The sequence below is a fragment of the Streptomyces sp. NPDC037271 genome (genome assembly GCF_055603605.1).
The window spans coordinates 34,662-48,925 of record NZ_JBVJVN010000003.1; the positions used below are offsets into that span (position 1 = coordinate 34,662).

10 protein-coding genes are annotated in these 14,264 nt (G+C 73.1%); 2 read left to right on the plus strand and 8 right to left on the minus strand.

Annotated elements, in window-relative coordinates; all coding sequences use genetic code 11:
* Nucleotides 1–54: 54 nt before the first annotated feature.
* From ACZ7G3_RS07975 to ACZ7G3_RS07985, 3 genes are all read right to left on the minus strand, one after another.
* Complete coding sequence (locus ACZ7G3_RS07975; RefSeq protein ID WP_426602256.1) at nt 55–1,098, minus strand: NUDIX hydrolase; 1,044 nt, start codon at nt 1,096–1,098, stop codon at nt 55–57.
* A 145-nt stretch (nt 1,099–1,243) separates the two neighbouring features.
* A complete protein-coding gene (locus tag ACZ7G3_RS07980) occupies nt 1,244–1,438 on the minus strand; it encodes a hypothetical protein (protein WP_470924049.1) in 195 nt (64 codons plus the stop codon).
* Nucleotides 1,439–1,805: 367 nt separating this feature from the next.
* Entirely contained in the window at nt 1,806–2,759 is a 954-nt protein-coding gene (locus ACZ7G3_RS07985; RefSeq protein ID WP_426602254.1) for an ROK family protein, read from the minus strand.
* A 214-nt stretch (nt 2,760–2,973) separates the two neighbouring features.
* On the opposite strand from ACZ7G3_RS07985, the gene ACZ7G3_RS07990 reads away from it, so the two are divergent.
* Together ACZ7G3_RS07990 and ACZ7G3_RS07995 are read left to right on the plus strand one after the other, a co-directional pair.
* Nucleotides 2,974–4,050 (plus strand): LacI family DNA-binding transcriptional regulator, encoded by a 1,077-nt coding sequence (locus tag ACZ7G3_RS07990; RefSeq protein ID WP_470924533.1) that lies wholly within the window; start codon nt 2,974–2,976, stop codon nt 4,048–4,050.
* 529 nt (nt 4,051–4,579) lie between these two features.
* Nucleotides 4,580–5,371, plus strand: a complete 792-nt coding sequence (locus ACZ7G3_RS07995) for a hypothetical protein (protein ID WP_426602272.1) — start codon at nt 4,580–4,582, stop codon at nt 5,369–5,371.
* Here the strand turns inward: ACZ7G3_RS07995 and ACZ7G3_RS08000 are convergent.
* From ACZ7G3_RS08000 to ACZ7G3_RS08020, 5 genes are all read right to left on the minus strand, one after another.
* Nucleotides 5,352–6,650 carry a DUF6986 family protein gene (locus ACZ7G3_RS08000; RefSeq protein ID WP_470924051.1) on the minus strand — a complete coding sequence of 433 codons (1,299 nt, stop codon included), beginning with the start codon at nt 6,648–6,650 and terminating at the stop codon, nt 5,352–5,354. The genes ACZ7G3_RS07995 and ACZ7G3_RS08000 overlap by 20 nt on opposite strands.
* 433 nt (nt 6,651–7,083) lie before the next feature.
* Nucleotides 7,084–9,291 (minus strand): S1 family peptidase, encoded by a 2,208-nt coding sequence (locus tag ACZ7G3_RS08005; protein ID WP_470924053.1) that lies wholly within the window; start codon nt 9,289–9,291, stop codon nt 7,084–7,086.
* Nucleotides 9,292–9,325: 34 nt separating this feature from the next.
* Nucleotides 9,326–9,832, minus strand: a complete 507-nt coding sequence (locus ACZ7G3_RS08010; RefSeq protein WP_470924055.1) for a hypothetical protein — start codon at nt 9,830–9,832, stop codon at nt 9,326–9,328.
* 267 nt (nt 9,833–10,099) lie between these two features.
* The gene (locus tag ACZ7G3_RS08015; RefSeq protein ID WP_470924057.1) at nt 10,100–10,432 is read right to left on the minus strand and encodes a hypothetical protein; all 333 of its coding nucleotides are present in this window, start codon (nt 10,430–10,432) and stop codon (nt 10,100–10,102) included.
* A 53-nt stretch (nt 10,433–10,485) separates the two neighbouring features.
* A complete protein-coding gene (locus ACZ7G3_RS08020; RefSeq protein ID WP_470924059.1) occupies nt 10,486–14,001 on the minus strand; it encodes an ALF repeat-containing protein in 3,516 nt (1,171 codons plus the stop codon).
* Between the last annotated feature and the right edge of the window lie 263 nt (nt 14,002–14,264).

Here is a 14,264-nt window from a genome sequence, read left to right on the forward strand (position 1 = left end):
GTCCGGTGGCCGCCCGCGCGCCGGAGGGCCCGGGGTGTCGGCACCGTGCCTACGTCAGCCGACCGGGGTGCCCGCCTCCAGGTACAGTGCCGCGCCGCGCTCCCGGGCCCGCAGGGCCCAGCGCAGCCGTGCGTAGCGGACCGGGGGCAGGAGACCGGCGGCCTCGTCCTCGGTGACGAAGCGCCAGTCGCGCAGTTCGGGCCCGGGCAGCAGCACGCGGGCGGCGTCCGTGGAGTCGAGCCGGCCGCCGTCGAAGAGCAGGCGCAGACCGCCGTAGCCCGGGGGCGTGGGCCGTTCCCAGTCGACGACCAGCAGGGCGGGTACGTCGTCGAGGCGGATCCCGGTCTCCTCGGTGACCTCGCGCATCCCGGCGCGGGCGGGCGCCTCGCCCGGTTCGACGACGCCGCCGGGGAACTCCCAGCCGGGCTTGTAGGTGGGGTCGACGAGCAGCACCCGGTCCTGGTCGTCGAAGAGCAGGACACCCGCGGCGAGGGTCTCGGCGGTGGGTTCGGGCGTCTGCACGATGTCGCAGGCCGGCACGGAACCGGTGCCGACGGCCTCGGCGATCCGGACGGCGGCCTCGTACGGTGTGAGCGCGCCGGTGTCGATCGGATGGGCGTCTGCGGTCAGCCAGGAGGCGAGGGCGGCCCGGTACGGCTCGATGTTGTCGTACGACCACTGCCTTACGCGCAGCTCGCCGTCGGGCAGGTCCGCCGGTATCTCGCGGCCTGCTATCCGCTCGCGCAGGATCGTTTCGGCCGGAGCGAGCAGGACGTGTCGGACCGCGATGCGGCGGGCGGCGAGGCCGCCGAAGATCTCGTCGCGGTACTCCTGCCGCAGCAGGGTCATGGGGACCACCAGGGTTCCGCCGAGCTCGGCGAGCATCGCGGCCGCGGTGTCGGTCACGAGGCGCCGCCAGATCGGCAGATCCTGGAAGTCGCCGACCTCTGCGAGGCGTTTGGGCGGCAGCAGCTGCGCCAGCGCTCCGCCGATGACCTCGGGGTCGAAGAGTGTGCTGTTCGGGATCAGTTCGATCAGTTCCCGTGCGGTGGTGGTCTTTCCCGCACCGAACGCGCCGTTGATCCAGACGACGGTCACAGGTCCCCCTCTTCTGTTGGCCCCCTGAGGCTTGCCCGCTCCACCCTGCCACGGAAACCAGGCGCAGTTGAGGGCGTACGACAGCGGCGCCGGCGCCCCGGGAGGGGGGGCGTCGGCGCCGCGTGGTGATGCCGGGCGGTGTACGTCAGCCCAGCTGCCCGTGGGCGTCGTCGTCCGGGGTCAGGCTGTCGGTGGCGACCGCGTCCTCGACGGTGCTGGCGGTGCCCTCCACGTCGAGGCCGAGCGGGAGTTCGCCCGGAGCGGCGTGGGAGGGTGTGACGGCCGCGACGACGAAACCGGTGGCCAGGGTCGCGAGGGCGAGCATGCTGCGCTTCTTCATGTGTGCTTCAACTGGCGTGACCGGGTGGGAGTCACGGCCGGCCACTCATGCGGCCGGATACCGGTACACCGGCCTCGACGGCCGCCGGGCACCATCCGAGCGGAATTCCGGGAGCAACCCCCGTGCCGGACCGGCGCGCTTCACGAACTGCGTCGCAGAGGTGGCCGACCACGTGGCCGGCGGCTCGAGTGCGGTATCGGCACCGGTGCCGGCATGAAGACGTGCGGGGACATCGGCTTCCCGGCACGCCGGGCCACGCGTACAGCGACGCCCCGGCGGTTCGCCGACCGGGCGGATACCGGATACCCGGCCGGCCTGTCGGGTATCCGCAGGGGCGCTGCGGCCGCCGGGAAGGCCCCGCGTGCGCTCAGATCCTCGCCGGGGTCGCGTCCGCCGTCCTCGTGAGCGCCGCCGCGGCCGCGCCGACCAGGCCCGCGTCGGTTCCCATCTGGGCGGGGACGACCGCCAGGCGCTGCACGAAGGACAGGGTCGCGTAGTCGGTCAGGGCCTTGCGCAGCGGGGCGAAGAGCACGTCGCCCGCCTTGCCGACGCCCCCGCCGACCACGGCGATGTCGATCTCGACGAGGGTGGCGGTGGCGGCGATGCCGGCGGCCAGTGCCTGCGCGGCCCGTTCGAACGACGCCACGGCGACGGGGTCGCCCAGGCGGGCGGCGGCGGCGACCGCGGCGGCGGAGGTGTCGCCGTCCGGGCCGGGCCGCCAGCCGGCGTCGAGGGCACGCCGCGCGATGTTGGGTCCGCTCGCTATGCGCTCCACGCAACCGCGCGCGCCGCACGGGCACGGATCACCGTCCAGGTCCACGCTGATGTGGCCGATGTGCCCGGCGTTGCCGGTCGGGCCGGGGTGCAGCCGGCCGCCCAGGACCAGACCGCCGCCGACGCCCGTGGAGACCACCATGCACAACGCGTTGTCGTGGCCGCGGGCGGCGCCCTGCCAGTGTTCGGCCGCCGTGATGGCCACGCCGTCGCCGATCAGCTCGACGGGCAGGTCACCGGCGGCGGCGCGGACCCGCCGGACGAGCGGGTAGTCGCGCCAGCCGGGCACGTTCACCGGGCTGACCGTGCCGGCGCAGGCGTCCACCGGGCCGGCGCTGCCGATGCCGACGGCCCCGGCCCGCCCCCACAGCGGCGACGCGGTCAGCTCCCCGAGCACCGCCTCGACGGCCCGCATCACGGTGTCGCCGTCCTGCTGGGCGGGCGTCGCACGCTGTGCGCGTGCCTGGATGCGGCCGTGGCCGTCCACCAGAGCGCCGGCGATCTTGGTGCCGCCGATGTCCAGCGCTGCCACGAGGTCGGTGTGCATCAGAGTCGGATCTCCCCGTCGGACCGAATGAAGAATGACGAACCCAGGAACGCACAGTGAACCGCTCCCACGGTGGGGGCGAGGACCGGAGAGTGCGATGAACAGTGTCCCCCGCATCTGACAACGTTGTCCAGGCTCTATGCTCGACGCCACATCCTCATACAAACCCATGACCGACACGTCCCCCGTGGACAACGGGAGCCGACGCAATCCCGTGGACGACAGGACAGGACACCGCATCGTGCCCGACACGACCCGCCGCGCAGCCCGCCTTCCCGGGAACCGATACGGCAATCGCCCGACCATGAAGGACGTCGCCGCCCGGGCCGGGGTCGGTCTCAAGACCGTCTCCCGGGTGGTCAACGGGGAGCCGGGCGTCACCCCGGAGACCGAACGCCGCGTCCAGGAGGCCATCGACGCGCTCGGCTTCCGCCGCAACGACAGTGCGCGCGTGCTCCGCAAGGGCCGTACCGCCAGTATCGGCCTGGTCCTGGAGGACCTGGCCGACCCCTTCTACGGGCCGCTCAGCCGTGCCGTGGAGGAGGTGGCCCGCGCCCACGGCGCCCTGCTGATCAACGGGTCCAGCGCGGAGGACCCGGACCGGGAGCAGGAGCTGGTGCTGGCGCTGTGCGCGCGCCGTGTCGACGGGCTCGTGGTGATCCCCGCGGGGGACGACCACCGGTATCTGGAGCCCGAGCTGAAGGCGGGCGTCGCCACGGTCTTCGTGGACCGGCCGGCGGGGCAGATCGACGCGGACGTGGTGGTGTCCGACAACTTCGGCGGCGCCCGCGACGGCGTGGCCCACCTCATCGCGCACGGACACCGCAGGATCGGCTTCATCGGTGACATGCCCCGCATCCACACCGCCGCCGAGCGGCTGCGCGGCTACCGGGCCGCCATGGAGGACGCCGGCATACCGGTGAAGGACTCCTGGATGTCCCTGGGCGTCACCGACCCCGTGCGAGTGCGCCGCGCCGCCGAGGAGATGCTCGCCGACCCGCACCCGGTCACCGCGGTCTTCACCGGCAACAACCGGGTGACGGTCACCGTGATCCGCGTCCTCGCCGAGCAGACCCGCAGCGTCGCCCTCGTCGGCTTCGACGACATCGAGCTGGCCGACCTGCTCCAGCCGGGCGTCACCGTGGTCGCCCAGGACGCGGCGGCCCTCGGCCGCACCGCCGCCGAGCGGCTCTTCCGGCAGCTGGACGGTACCCTGCTCGCGCCCGACCGCATCGAACTGCCGACCAGGCTGGTCACCCGCGGCTCGGGCGAGCTGCCACCGGCGGCGTGAGCCGCCCGCGGCCGACGCCCCGCAGGGTCTCGCGCGGGCGGCGGCGGGCCCGGCGGGCGGGTACTGAACGCCCCGCGGACGGCCGCGGCCCCGCCCGACCGGACGGTCCCGCGCGTGCACGGGTGAACCGCCTCGGCCGGTGCCGGCGTGTACGGGGTGAACCGCCTCGGCCGGTGCCGGCGTGTACGAAGCGAACCGCCTCCGCGCCGGTGCCGGGCCTACCGCCTCGGTCGGTGCCGGGCCTACCGGCACGGCCCGTCAGCCCTCGGCAGCGGGAACCGGGCGGCGCCTGAACCGGCGGACGCAGAAGGCCGGACGCCGCCGCCACCGGCGGACGACCAGCCGCGCCGGAGCCGGACCTGGCGGCCCGGACCCGCTCCCACGCCACCACCACCGCCACTTCACCGCCGGGAGGACCCGCACCGTGTCGAAGCAATGCGACGAGGGCCGGAGGACCGCCCGGCCACCGGAAAATGACCGCGCGCCGACGCGACCGCCCCGCGAGGACCGGACGTTACGGGCGCTCGGGCTGGCCGGGGTACCGCGTGAGGAGCCGCTGCTGTACCCGGGGGCGTGGCCGCGGGAGTCCGGGGTGCTGGACGGGGACCGGCTGCTGCCGCTGGACCGGCCGGTCCACGAGGACCGCGTCGACCGGTTCCCCGTGATCGCGATCGGCTCCAACGCCGCCCCGGCGCAGCTGCGGCACAAGATGGCCGAGTTCGGGACCGACTCGCCGATCCCGATGGTCAAGGCACGGGTCACCGGGGTCGACATCGGCGTCTCCGCCCATGTGAGCCGCATGGGCTACGTGTCCGCCTCGCCGGTGGGCGCCCCGGGCTTCGTGCGGGAGCTGTTCGTCCTCTGGCTCGACGCCGAGCAGCTCGCCGTGATCGACGCGAGCGAGGGGGTGCCGATGGCGTCCGGCAACTTCGACCGCGCCTGGCTCTCCGCGCCCGACGTACGCGTCGAGCAGGCGGAAGGGGACGGCACCGCGGTGCTGCGCGGCGCGTACGCCTACGTCAACCGCCACGGCGTGCTGCACGACGGCACCGGAGCAGCACCCCGCCGGCACCCCGGCGACCAACGCGTACTGATCACCGAGCTGCTGCGGGAGTCGGCCCGGCTGCGGGAGCTGTTCGGGGCGACGCCCGAGGAGTTCTGTGCGCGGGCGCGGGCCGACCGGCGGCTGTGCGAGCGGGGGACGCGGCTGTTCGCCGAGGAGGAGCGGGTGACGGCGTCCGGCCTGGAGCGGTACGTGCGCTCCGGCCGGACGGACGGACCGCTCCCGGGGACCCGGCCGCCTACTGCGCCGATGCCGTGAGGTCACCGCGCCGCGGGGACGAGAACCCCTCCAGGTCGGCGCGGGTCAGACCGGTCAGCCGGGCGACCTCCGCGATGTCCAGGGCTCCGCAGTCCAGGCCGCGCAGCAGGTAGCCGCTGAGGGCCTTGGCGGTGGCGGGCTCGTCCATCACGTCGCCGCCGGTGCGGTTGGCGTAGCGGGCGAGACGGGCGGCGGCCTGTTCGAAGCCCTCGCGGTAGAAGGCGAAGACGGCCGCGTACCGGGTCGGGATGTGGCCGGGGTGCATGTCCCAGCCCTGGTAGTAGGCGCGGGCGAGGGCGCGGCGGGTGAGGCCGAAGTGCAGGCGCCAGGCGTCGTGGACCTTCTCGGTGGGGCCGACCGGCAGGACGTTGGTGGAGCCGTCGGAGACGCGTACGCCGGTGCCGGCGGCGGCGACCTGCATGACGGCCTTGGCGTGGTCGGCGGCCGGGTGGTCGCTGGCCTGGTACGCCGCGGAGACGCCGAGGCAGGCGCTGTAGTCGAAGGTGCCGTAGTGGAGGCCGGTGGCGCGGCCCTCGGCGGCCTGGATCATGCGGGCGACGGCGGCCGTGCCGTCGGCGGCCAGGATGGACTGGCTGGTCTCGATCTGGATCTCGAAGCCGATGCGGCCGGACTCCAGGCCGCGGGCCTTCTCGAAGGCCTCCAGGAGCCGCACCATGGCGGTGACCTGTTCGGGGTACGTCACCTTGGGCAGGGTGAGGACCAGCCCGTCGGGCAGACCGCCGGCCTCCATCAGGCCGCTGAGGAAGACGTCGAGCGTGCGGATGCCCCGGGCGCGCACCGGAGCCTCCATGCACTTCATGCGGATGCCCATGTACGGGGCCGCGGTGCCCTGGTCGTACGCCTCGGCGATCAGCCGGGCCGCGCGGGCCGCGGCCTCGTCCTCCTCGGCGTCCGTGCGGTTGCCGTAGCCGTCCTCGAAGTCGACGCGGAGGTCCTCGATCGGCTCGCGCTCCAGCTTGGCGCGTACGCGGCCGTACACCGGCTCGGCGAGGTCGTCGGCGAGGCCGAGGACGGCGGCGAAGGACGCGGCGTCGGGGGCGTGTTCGTCGAGGGCGGCGAGCGCGCGGTCGCCCCAGGAGCGGACGGTGTCGGCGGCGAAGACGTCGCCGGGGACGTAGACGGTGTGCACGGGCTGACGGGTGCCCGGGTCTCCGGGGTAGCGGCGCTCCAGCTCCGCGTCGACCGGTGCGAGGGAGGCGCTGATCTCCTCGCCGACGGCGCCCGCGAGGCTCGTTGCCACCTTCTCCTGCTGACCCATCCCACACCCTCCTGGCTTCAACTTTTCCGCTGAACGGAATCAGTAATCCGTAGAGTGAAGTTATCTGTCGGTCCTCCGCCGGTCAACACCATCCTGCGCAGACGCCGGGGCCCCCGCGACCGTCCGTGGGAGGCCGTGGGCGCATCCGGGGGCCTGGCGTGACGCCGGCCTTCAAGACCCGGTCGTGGTCGTGAAGGCCGGCGTTGTCGTACGGGGTGGGTGCGGATGGCCGTGCGGCCGAAGGGATCCGGGGAGGCGGCCTGCACGCGGATCCCGCTGCCACGGCCTCGTGAAAGCCGCCCGCACCGGCCGCTTCGCAGCACTCGGCCCCGCCGGGCCGAAGCCCGGCGGGGCCGAGAGGAGCCTGCCCCCGAATCAACCGACAGGGGCACCGGATGGTCCCCGGGAGCTCATGCCGTTACGGCGGCAGCCGTTACCGCGCCGAGAACCCGAAGTAGTTGCCGTTGGCCGGGAGTCCGCCCTGGCCCGGCTGGTACGTGGTCGCCGGCGCGCTCGTACCGCCCGGTACGGCGTTCGGGAACGGCAGGACGTGCAGGGCTCCGGTGGCGGTGGGCCCGTAGGGCATACCGGCGTAGAGGTTCCGCGGGGTGAAGTGGATGCTCGCGCCCAGCTTGTCGCCCTCACCCGGGGAGCCGGGGATGCCGTCGCCGTCGCCGGCCTCGATCCACAGGTCGTTGGCGCCTGCCGAACCCATCAGCGAGAAGGTGTGGATGGCGCCGGCGTCGGTGACGCCCGCGAGGTCCTCACCGGGGGTGCCCACGGCGATCTTCAGGGTGGCGGCCGAACCGACCTCCCGGGGCGCGGTGTTGACCGCGCTGAGGGACGAGCCCGCGTTGTCACCGGCCTCGATCGTGCCGGAACGGTCGTCGGTACCGGTGCCCTGGTTGAGCGCGTGCATGTAGTCCCAGGTGCCGTCCGCCTCGATGTGCACGAGCATGACGTTGCCCGCGCCGGCCCGCTGCTCGCCGCCGTCCTCGGCGGCCAGGGCCTCGCCGGGCGAGCCGATGGCGAGGATCGAGTCGGTGGCCGTGGCCGCACCGGACGGGCGGTAGGCGACCAGCGCGAGGGCCTGACCGAACTTGTCACCGGCCTCGGCGGCGCCGCTGATCTTCTCGTTGTCCTGGTCCATGCCCGTGACCACGGTGGGCCGTCCGCCGGCGTCCAGCTTGTGGCTGAGCACGGCCAGGTTGCCGGCGTTCGCGTTGCCGCCGATGGCGTCACCGGGAGCGCCGATGGCGATGAAGTTGGAGTCGCCCGTGACGGACGTGCCGAAGGCGTCGTTGGCCTCGGCCGAGCCGGGGACGTCCGCGGTGTCCTGGTTGATGCTGACGTTGGTGTCGCCGTGCACGTAGAAGGCACTGCCCGCCTCGGCGACCGAGCCGAGCGCCTCGCCCGGCGCGCCGATCAGGACCCACGGCTTGCCTTCGGCGGTGGTACCCGCGGCGAGGGAGGTGCCCATCCGGTCGCCGGTCTCGGGCGCGGACGCGCCGATGGAGCCGTTGCCGGAGCCCTGTTCGAAGTGGCGGGCGGCCGGGCCGCTGCCGAGGCCGTCCTTGCCCCCGAACAGGATGTCGACGAAGCCGGCGTCGACCGCGCTGCCGACGTTCTCCTCGGACGCGGTGACGACGAGGTCGGTGTAGCCGTCCTCGTTGTAGTCGACGGTCGCGAGGTGGCCGCCGAAGTGGTCCCCGGCCTCGGCGCCGCCGGGCACCCAGTCGAGGTCCTGGGTGATCTCGGCGGCGCCCTTGCCGCCGCCGTGGACGACACGGACGAGACCCGCGGTGGTGTCGCCGCCGACCGTGGCCATCGGGTCGCCGATGGCGATGTCCTCGACGGCGTCGCCGTTGAAGTCGACGATGCGGGTGGCGCCGGCCTTCTCGTCGATCCAGGAGGCGAGGTCGTCGACGCGCGCGATGACGCCCGCGGTGGAGGTCTGGGTCTCGTCGATGCCGAGGCAGCCGCCCTGGAGGGACTGGCTGTTGAGGCCGACGAGCTTGCCGCCGGAGGTGACCGGGCCGCCGGTGTCGCCCATGCAGGCGGCCGCGCCGTCCTTGCCGGTGACACCCGCGGCGGTGGCCGCGACGGAGTCGACGGTGTAGGTACCGGTGTGCAGCTTGAGCGGTGCCCATACGGTCTTCGTACGGCCGTATCCGGCGAAGGTCAGCTCCGCACCGGACGCGGGCGCGGTGGTGGCGAGCTGGGCCGGGGTCACGTTGGTGACGGGCCGGTTGAGGCGGGCCAGGACCACGTCGCGGTCCGTGCGCGGCACGATCTCGACGACGCGGCGCTCGGCGCCCTGCGTGCCGGAGAGGTCGGAGCGGCCGATGACGGCGGTGGTCGCCCTGGCGGGGACGCCGGCCGGGACGGCGAGCGGGGCGGCCGGGTCCTCGGCGAAGCAGCTGGCCGCGGTGAGCAGCCATTCGGCGTCGACGAGGACGGCGGAGCAGCCGCGGTCATGGGCGCCGATGATGATCTGAGCGGTGTAGGCGTGGGTGGTGTCCGAGCCGGCGACCGGAGTGCCGCCGGTGACGGCGACAGCGGGTGCCGCGCTCAGCGCGAGCGACCCGGCGGCCAGGACCGCGCCGAGCGCGGCCAGACGGGGACGTCTTGTGGAAGACATACGAGCGGTTTCCTCAATCACAGCGGGACCTCGGTTAGTTGGTGACGCGGATCTCGACCAGGACGTGGTCCCGGCCGTCGACGGACTCGCCGACGCCCTCCCACGTGTCCGCGGGGATGTCGTACTCGACCTGGTCGCCCTCGGCGGTCATCTCCAGGTGGGTGTTGGCGGAGTCGTCCGTCTTCACCCCGTGCACCGCGGGAAGTTCGAGAGTCAGCCAGCCCTCGTCGGCGGTGACCCTGAAGCAGACGTCCTCCTGGTCGCGCGCGAGGAACTGCAGGAGGTTGTCCCCGCTGGCGCAGTCGGCGAGCACGATGTGGCCGTCGCCGCGCTTGAGGACGATGTTCCGCTCGGCCAGGATCTTGTCGGCGCCCGGGTAGTTGTAGTCCTCGATGGCGTAGCCGGGCGCGGTGTCGGCGACGGCCTCGGTGGAGGGCCCGGCGGCGGCATCCGCGCCGCCCTGGGCGAGCACGGCCCATGCCAGGGCGCCGGCGGTGGCCGCGGCGCCCAGAATGCGCACGAATGTGTTGGGTGGCTTCATCACAGTCCTGGAAACTCGACAGTTCTTCGGGATCAAGCCCCTTATCGAAGCGGGCACTTGGCGAATACGTCCAATTCCTAAAACGGAAAGAAATCGGGCAACCGGCGAGTTCGGACCGTGATCCGCGTCACGCCTGGAAGAGGTTGTAGTGATCTTGACAACGACTTCGTAACGGCTCGCGACGCAAGCCGCCGAAAGGCGTCCGGGAAGAAACGGAAAGGTCGCGGAGGAACTCCGCGACCTTTCCGCCCAGCGCCGTCGGACCACTCAGCTCGACTTGTTGAGCTCCTGCGTGATCGGACCGTCCGGATCGGACCGGAAGAACAGCGTGTCCTGGTCGTCCACGTAGAGCTGGATCCCGCCGATCTTCCCCAGCCCGCCGTCCTCGATCAGCAGGTACACGAAGTCGTCGCCACTACTCGGGTCCTCGTAGTCCCAACTGCCCCTGAAGTCGGCCGAATCGGGGCCGTCACCCGTCGTCACGCGGGTGGCGGAGAACGTACCGTCGGCCGAGAGCTCGACCTGCCCGCCCTCGTCGTTGCGGTACACACCGGGCAGCCGCTCCGGATCGACCGGTGCCGCACAGCCCGAGACGGCCACAGCCGCGGCGGCAAGGACGGCGCAAAGCCACCGTCCGCCCGTACCCCCGCGCATCACGGCCCCAGCGTCACGTTGAACTCGATCACCTGGGTCGTGCGCGACAGCGGCCCGTCGTCACCGACGACCTTGTCGACGAACGCGCCGACCGTACTGCTCCACAGGTCCGTGTACCCGATGACCGGCGGGTGCGTCGCCGACTCGATGTCCGATTCGTTGTACGCGGTGTAGCGCCAGACGACCGACCCGTCCGGGTTCTCCCGGATGGGGGTCATACGGATGTCGTGCGAGCCCATGTACGTGTACACGAGGTTGCCGGTGTGCCCGGCCGTGGTGAGCGTCCCGAGGTCCCTGATGTACTTGCCGACGCCCTCCCACTGGCCGAGTGAGTAGTCGTTGTAGTAGGTGTGGCCCAGCTCGTAGTCCCCGCTCTGCTGCATCTCGAGGAAGAAGTCGAGCACCTCCTGGACTTTCGGGTGCTCGCGGTAGGTCTGGGTGAATTCGTCGTCCGGGCCGAAGCACATCGACCTGGGGCCGTCGCCGGTGAGCCAGCTCCACCCCAGCTCCCACGGGTTGGTGTTGTTCCGGTGGGTGATCGGGTCGCCGAACGGCGTCAGGCAGCTCTCGGCGCCCGGCGGCAGGCCGTTGTCGTCGTTGATCGGCACCTTCGAGTTGTCGATCGCGTCCTGGTACGCCTGCTGGATCGCGGCCTTGATGACCAGGATCCTCGCCACGGTCGCGGCGACGGCCGCCTCGGCGTGGGACTTGCCCGCCGCGAGCTCCGCCTGCCGTGCGGCCGTCGCCGACGCCTGCGCGTCCGCGGCGTAGGACGCGGCGACCACGCCGGAGCGCGCGGCCCGGCCCGCCGCGTTCCGCGCCACCCTGCTCGCCTCGCGGGCCACGGCGGCGGCGTTGGCCGCGGTCTGCGCGGACTGCGCGGCGGACGCCGCGGAGGCTTCGGCGGCCGTCGCGTTCTGCCGGGCCTCCTCGGCGGAGACCTTGGCTTCGGCCGCCCACCCCTCGGCCTTGTTGGCCCAGTCGGTCGCCTTCTGAGCCTCCGAGCGGGCGAGGGCGGCCGCCTCGGAGGCCCGCGCCGCGTCCTCGAGCGCGTTCTGCGCGACCTTGGCCGCTTGCGCGATCGCCGCACGGATCGCGCTGATGTGCGTGGCGTGGTCGTGGTCGATCCGCGCGAACTCGTGCTGCGTGGTGCCGATGAACTGGCGCAGCATGTGCGAATCGCCTTCGAGCGCGACCTTCGCCGCGGCCTGTACGTAGGGACCGCCGGTCGTCAGGAGCGTGGTGGCCGCCACCTCGTCGTCCTCGTGGACGGCCGTGGGGAGCTCCACGTGCAGGAAGTGGTGCAGCGCTTCGGCGGTGCCCTTCTCGAGAGCCGCCTCGCCCGCCTGCCGTACCGCCCTGCCGGTGGTGTCGTCGGCGAGGAGCGTGGTCACCTCGACCTCGTTGTCGTCCCTGGCCGCCTCGACCGCACCGGTCTCCAGGAACGCCTTGATGGCGGCGGGGTCCTCGGTCTGCAGCGCCGCCGCGGCCGCGGTGGCCACGTGCTGCGTGGAGATCGCGGCGATGGCCGCGGCGTTCTCCGCGTTGTCCTGCTGCAGGGCGAGGACCCGGTCGGCCTCGATCCACCGCAGTACGTCGTCGTCCGAGCCGGCGAGGGCGAACTGGGCCGCCTCCCGGGTCCACGTACCCGGCCCCTCGAGCAGCTCGACGGCGGCCTGCCGGCCCTTGTCCACGGCCTCACCGGTCCGGCCCGCGGCGAGCGCCGCCTCCATCGCGGTGATCAGCGTGACGAGTTCCTCGGACAGGCGTGCTTCCTGGGTGCGCTCCCGGTTGGCGCGCGCCAGCTCGTCGCTCTCGGTGACCGCCTTCTGTTTGGCCACCTCCATCGCCTCGGCGGCCTCCTCGTTCAGCCGCTCGATCTCGGCGGCCCGGGCCTCCTGCTCGACCGTGCGCGCCTCGGTGACCGCCTCGTACGCCTTGTTGGCGGCGTCCACGGCGGCGTTGGCGGCGGCGGTGGAGCGGTTGGCGTAGTCCACGGCCTTGCCGGCGTTGCGGGCCGCCTCCTCGGCGGCATCGGCCGCCTTCTCCGCGTGGTCGGCCGCGCTGTCGGCGGCGGCGGACGCGGTACGGGCGGCGGCGGCCGACCGCCGCGAGAGGGTCGAGGCCCGGCTCGCGGCCGCGGTGGCACGGCTCGCGGCGGCCTCGGCGATGGCGGCCTGGCGCTGTGCTTCGGCGGCCTCGGACTGCGCGGCACCGGAGGCGACGGCCGCGTCGGCCGAGGCGCGCGCGGCGGCGGCCGAGTTGATCGCGGCGCTCGCGGCAGCGTTGCCCGCGGCCTCGGCCGCGTCGGAGGCGTACGAGGCGATCAGTGCCTTCGCCGCCACGCTGCGCACCCAGCTGACCATCTTCCGCGCGGCCTGCGCCGCCTGGTTGGCCGCGTCCGCCATGTTCGCGTCCTTGGAGGCGCGGATCGCCGCGTGGTACGCGCGTGACGCGGCGCGCCCCGCTGCCGCGGCGGCGGCCGCGGCCGCGTTCGCCGCGGCCACCGAACGCCGGGCCGCGGCCTGCGCCGTACGCGAGGCGGACACCGCGGTGGTCGCGGCCGCCGCGGCGCCCTGGGCCGCGCGCGCGGCCTTGTTCGCCGCCCGGGCGGAACGCTGCACGTCCTGTTCGGCCGCCTGTGCCTCGGCCTTCGCCTCCAGCGCGGCCTCCTTGGCCTTGGCGGCGGCCTGGACCGCCTGCTCGGAGAGCTCGACCGCCTCGTCGGTCTTGCGCTCGGCGCGCCGTCCCTCCGACTCCACGATCTTGACCAGCTGCTGGATCTCCGCCGTCTCCTCGTCCCGCGCCCGGGCGATGTACTGCCCCGTCGTCAGGAACCACTGGATCGCCCGCGGCGATCCGTCGTCGAGCGCCCGCTCCGCGTACTCCCGCACCTGCGGCGAGGCGGTCACGAGGATGGAGGTCACCTGGACGCGCTGGTCCTCGTCGTGCGCGTCGTACTGCCCGCCGCTGAGGAAGTCCCGCAGCGCGAAGTCCGTACCGGCTGCGAGCGCCTCGGCGGACTCACGCTTGACGGCCCTGCCGCCGTGCGCGTTGACCGTGGTCACGGCCACTTCGAGGTCCTCGGACACGGCCGCCGCGAAGCCGCCCTCCAGATAGGCCGCGACCGCCGCGTCCCCGCCGGACAGCGCCTGCCCGATCCCGGCACGCGTGGCCTTGCCCGCGCTGACCAGGGCCTTGGTCAGCGCGAAACGGTTGTCCTCTGCCGTGGCCGCCGGCAGCCTCTCGCCGAGGAACGTGGCCACGTCGTCCGCGTTGCCCACGAGCGCCGCCGCCGCGGCCGTGCGCACCGCGCGGCCGCCGGTCCGGTAGGCATGCACGACCTTGCCGCGGTCGGTGTCGGGCAGCCGTGTACCGCCGTCGGCCGCCGCCGTGCCCGCCGCGTACGCGGGGCGGGACCCGAACACCCCCAGGGGCAGTGCGGTACCTGCCGCGATTCCCCCGAAAATAGCCAGTGACTGGCGTCTGCTGAATATCCGTCGTGATTGTGACATCACGACTCCCTTCTCGGTTACGAGGGGAAATCTCGCCGCCCCCTGCGATACAAGTTCCTTATCGAAGCCGGGGCTTGGTGGACTCGTCCAATGCAGAAACCGGGCAGAAATCGGGTAATCCGCGGGCGTCCTTCGTGATGTGCGACACACCCTGAAAGGGTTGTAGTGATCTTGGTGAAGAATTGATGGAGCCCCGAATCGGCCTGGCCCACCGCCGACCGGACGCGGTTGAGCCCCGGGAGTCACGACATGACGCTGTCGGT

What these genes read in the sequence shown, in the direction of transcription:
- ACZ7G3_RS08010 (WP_470924055.1), bottom strand. Translation starts at nt 9,832, where the DNA reads ATGAAGCCACCCAACACATTCGTGCGCATTCTGGGCGCCGCGGCCACC.
- ACZ7G3_RS07980 (WP_470924049.1), bottom strand. Translation starts at nt 1,438, where the DNA reads ATGAAGAAGCGCAGCATGCTCGCCCTCGCGACCCTGGCCACCGGTTTC.
- ACZ7G3_RS08005 (WP_470924053.1), bottom strand. Translation starts at nt 9,291, where the DNA reads ATGTCTTCCACAAGACGTCCCCGTCTGGCCGCGCTCGGCGCGGTCCTG.
- ACZ7G3_RS08000 (WP_470924051.1), bottom strand. Translation starts at nt 6,650, where the DNA reads ATGGGTCAGCAGGAGAAGGTGGCAACGAGCCTCGCGGGCGCCGTCGGC.
- ACZ7G3_RS08020 (WP_470924059.1), bottom strand. Translation starts at nt 14,001, where the DNA reads ATGTCACAATCACGACGGATATTCAGCAGACGCCAGTCACTGGCTATT.
- ACZ7G3_RS07985 (WP_426602254.1), bottom strand. Translation starts at nt 2,759, where the DNA reads ATGCACACCGACCTCGTGGCAGCGCTGGACATCGGCGGCACCAAGATC.